Source organism: Stenotrophomonas sp. 2YAF22 (assembly GCF_052114665.1).
GTDB lineage: Bacteria > Pseudomonadota > Gammaproteobacteria > Xanthomonadales > Xanthomonadaceae > Stenotrophomonas > Stenotrophomonas indicatrix.
The window spans coordinates 1-3,495 of record NZ_JBFRFE010000463.1 but is presented as its reverse complement, the minus strand read 5'-3'; the positions used below and the strand labels follow the sequence as shown (position 1 = coordinate 3,495).

The following is a 3,495-nucleotide window of genomic DNA, read 5'->3' as shown; positions in this document are numbered from 1 at the left end:
ACCGGTGTATGACTCCCACTGCCCTGCCCCGCGTTCGTATTGTTCGTGCTGGTACTCGGCACCGGCACTCACTTCCAGTGGCGATGCGAAGGCCGCCACCTCGAAGCCGCGACGCAGATCAAGGTTGGCGATGCCCTGCTGGTAATCCAGCTTGCCGTCATAGAAGTCGGTCGGCGAGCCCGGGTACGGCAGCGAGTAGTTCACCGAATTGCGGGTGTAGGTGCGCACCGTGTTGCGGTTGCCGGTCAGGCTGAAGTCGTAGTCCCACCCCGCAACCTGGCCCTTCACCCCGGCCGTGCCGGTGTACTGCTTCTCCTTGGTTTCCAGCACTGGCAGGAAGCCATCGGGAAACACGCTCAGCACGCCCGGTGCCTTGTAGGTGGTAAAGATCGTTGCCGGCAGGCGGAAGTTCTGGATCGCCTGCGCGGTGCGGTCGCTGGCAGTCGCATTGGCGTAGAACTGGGCGTTCTCGCCCAAGCCATGGCCCACGTTCACCGCGAAGGCCTTCAGCGCATACGACGGCGAGCTCAGGATGATGTTGGCCTCGGCATCGCGCCCGGCCTCGGCCGGGTTCGGCGTCGCTCCAGCCGGCAAGCGGTTGTTTGGACGCAGCGCCACCAGGTTGCCGTTGCCATCCACGGCGGGATAACTCAGGTAGCCGTCGATGTAGCGCCGCGTGCGGATCGCATGGTGCTGGCGCGTGCTCTCGCCGGACAGGTTGATGAAGCCATCCTCGCTCCACGGCAGGCCGATGTTGGCGCGCACGCTGGTGCGGCTGCCGTCGCCATCGGTGCTCTGCCCGCTCTCCACCGAGACATCGCCACCGTGCGCCTGCGATTTCAGGATCACGTTGATCACTCCGGTGATCGCGTCCGAACCGTAGATGGCCGAAGCACCATCGCGCAGCACCTCCACATGGTCGATGGCCGACACCGGAATCAGCGCCAGATCGGCCCAGGCATGGCCGGGGTAGCCGCCACCGTTGGCGCCACTGACATACGCGCTGGCGTTGCGGCGCTTGCCGTTCACCAGCACCAGCGTGTAACCCGGCGACAGGTTGCGCAGCTGGTAACCGCGGATCAGGCTTTCCTGGTCGCTCTGGTAACCGCCGATCTGGCTCAGCGATGGCAGGCTGCGCTGCAGCGCTTCCAGCAGGTTGGCCTGGCCGGTCGCGGCCAGGTCCTCGGCGGAGATCACGTCGATCGGTGTCGAGCTGTTCTTCACCGTGCGCGTGCTGGTGCGTGAACCGGTCACCACCACCGCATCCAGCGTGGACGCAGCAAGGTTGGCAGAAGTAGCGGTGGCCGCCGACGGTGCATCGGCCTCAGCCGCATACGCCGGGGCAGCGGCAAGAGTGGCGGCAATCAGCAGGGAGAGCGTGGACAGCGCAGGAATGTGGGCAGCAGGCATGGGGGCTCGTGGGGGTGGGCCGGAGACACGCCTCCATTCAAGAGCCCACGCCCAACACGCAACAGCGGATATCGCGTCATGTGACCGTCACATCGCGCCAGCCACATGACCGCTGGTAATGACCTTACGCAGCCTGCACACACCGGGTCGGATCCCTTTCCAAAGGAAAGGGCTCTGACCCCATACACGCGAATCCGCAGGGTCAGAGCCCTTCCTGCGGAAAGGATCTGACCCCGGTCTCCATATACCCTGCGGGCATCACCTCATGCCCGCGCGCCACTCAGCGGCACGTGCCTGCGTCGGTAGCATCAAGCCATGCCCACCCTGTCTGCCGATCCGACCGCGCCCACCGTCGCCATCGTGGCCTGCCACGGCCAGGGCCTGTTCGAATTCGGCTGCGCGGTCGGCCTGTTCGCACCCATCCGCCCTGAACTGGGCGTGGCCTGGTACCGCACCCAGCTCTGCGCTGGCGAGCCCGGTGCACTGCGCATGCTCGGCAGTGCGCAGGTGCAGCTGCCCTACGATCTGAGCGCCGTCGACGACGCCGACATCATCGTCATTCCCGGTTGGCGCGAACCCAGCGAGCGCCCGCCGCAGGCGTTGCTTGATGCCCTCACCCGCGCCCACGCGCGCGGCGCACGCATCACGTCCATCTGCTCCGGTGCATTCGTGCTCGCCTGGGCTGGATTGCTCGATGGTCGCCAAGCCACCACCCACTGGCGCCTCACCGAAACGCTGGCGCGCGAATTTCCGCGGATCCACGTGCGCGACGATGTGCTGTACGTGGACGCCGGCAGCATCATCACCTCGGCCGGCTCGGCCACCGGCATGGACATGATGCTGCACATGGTGCGCAAGGATTACGGCGCGCGCGTGGCCAATCTGGTGGCCGAACGGCTGGTGCTGGCACCTTGGCGTGATGCCGAACGCAGCCAGCGGGTCAGCCGCGCGATTCCGCTGGGCGAGCCCACGCGGCTGGCGAAACTGATGGAATGGATGCGCCGCAACCTGCGCGAGCCGCATTCGCTGGGCAGCCTGGCCGAACAGGCCGCACTCAGCCAGCGCACCCTGCAGCGGCAGTTCCTTGAAGCCACCGGCCTGTCGCCCATCGACTGGCTCATCCGCGAACGCGTGGCCTACGCACGCGAACTGCTGGAAACCACCGACCGTCCGCTGCAATGGGTGGCCGAACAGGCGGGGTTCGGATCGCAGGAATCGTTCCGCCGGCACTTCCGCGGCATGGTCGATGCCAGCCCCATCGAATACCGCAACCAGCACCGCAGTGGCCTCAGCGCCGACCGGCTGGTGGGTTGCTGACAGCACCTCCGTCTTTCCACGCAGCCACCCAACCGGCAAGATGCAGGCACGCCCCGGCCTGCCGATGGAACGGTGATGACTGCTACCCCGTACAGGAACTACCGCTTCGGTATCGGCGTCTCGCTGTTCCTGGCCAGCCTGCTCGCCGCGCTTGGCCTGATCGCGGTCTGCACCCCGAATCTCGGCTGGGGCGTGGTGGCGTTGATCACCCTTGCGCTGTGGATCGGGGTGCCGCTACTGGTGCTGCTCCTGCTGGCCTGGGGCCGCTACATGGTGCGCGAGCGCGGGCACGTCCCGGGCCGGGTGCATGCCCTGATGTTCGTGCCCACTGTCCTCGCCCTGCTCATCTATCCGCTGGGTGATTCACTGCGCGGGCGCTTGGATGCCGCCACCGGTGGCTCGCGTGCGGCCATCGCAGAAACGCACATCAACCTCAGTGGCCATGCACTGTGGCTGGACACCTCACCCTATGCCTCCACCTACTCCGGCGCGGGACCGGACCTGCCCATGCAAGGCGACAACCCCCAGCGCTTCGTTGCCTTCCACCGCTATCCGAACGCGCAGTCCGATGCAGACAACGCCTTCCCCTACGACAACGCACGACTGAAGCCGGGCATCGACCGCTACCGCTATGGCGCGCCCTCCGAAGGCACTGCAAGCACCCTGCCACTGCGTCGCCAGTCCTATCCGGATACCACAGCGCTCACCCGCGTGTGGGGCACATCGGGGGGGCCAGGCATCGCGCACCTCTACTACCACTATGCAGAC

The 3,495-nt window shown here is 66.5% G+C and carries 2 protein-coding genes and 1 pseudogene; 2 read left to right on the top strand and 1 reads right to left on the bottom strand.

The window, feature by feature from the left end; genetic code table 11:
* A partial coding sequence (locus tag AB4Y84_RS16480) for a TonB-dependent receptor plug domain-containing protein (protein ID WP_442250460.1) occupies positions 1-1,410 on the bottom strand: 1,410 nt, incomplete at its 3' end.
* Positions 1,411-1,725: 315 nt separating this feature from the next.
* Here AB4Y84_RS16480 and AB4Y84_RS16475 point away from each other — a divergent pair.
* The gene (locus AB4Y84_RS16475; RefSeq protein WP_080148995.1) at positions 1,726-2,727 is read left to right on the top strand and encodes a helix-turn-helix domain-containing protein; all 1,002 of its coding nucleotides are present in this window, start codon (positions 1,726-1,728) and stop codon (positions 2,725-2,727) included.
* A gap of 75 nt (positions 2,728-2,802) precedes the next feature.
* A pseudogene (locus tag AB4Y84_RS16470) lies at positions 2,803-3,495 on the top strand (hypothetical protein); the annotation flags it as partial.

Coding starts and splice junctions, on each gene's coding strand:
- AB4Y84_RS16475 (WP_080148995.1), top strand. CDS start 1,726: ATGCCCACCCTGTCTGCCGATCCGACCGCGCCCACCGTCGCCATCGTG.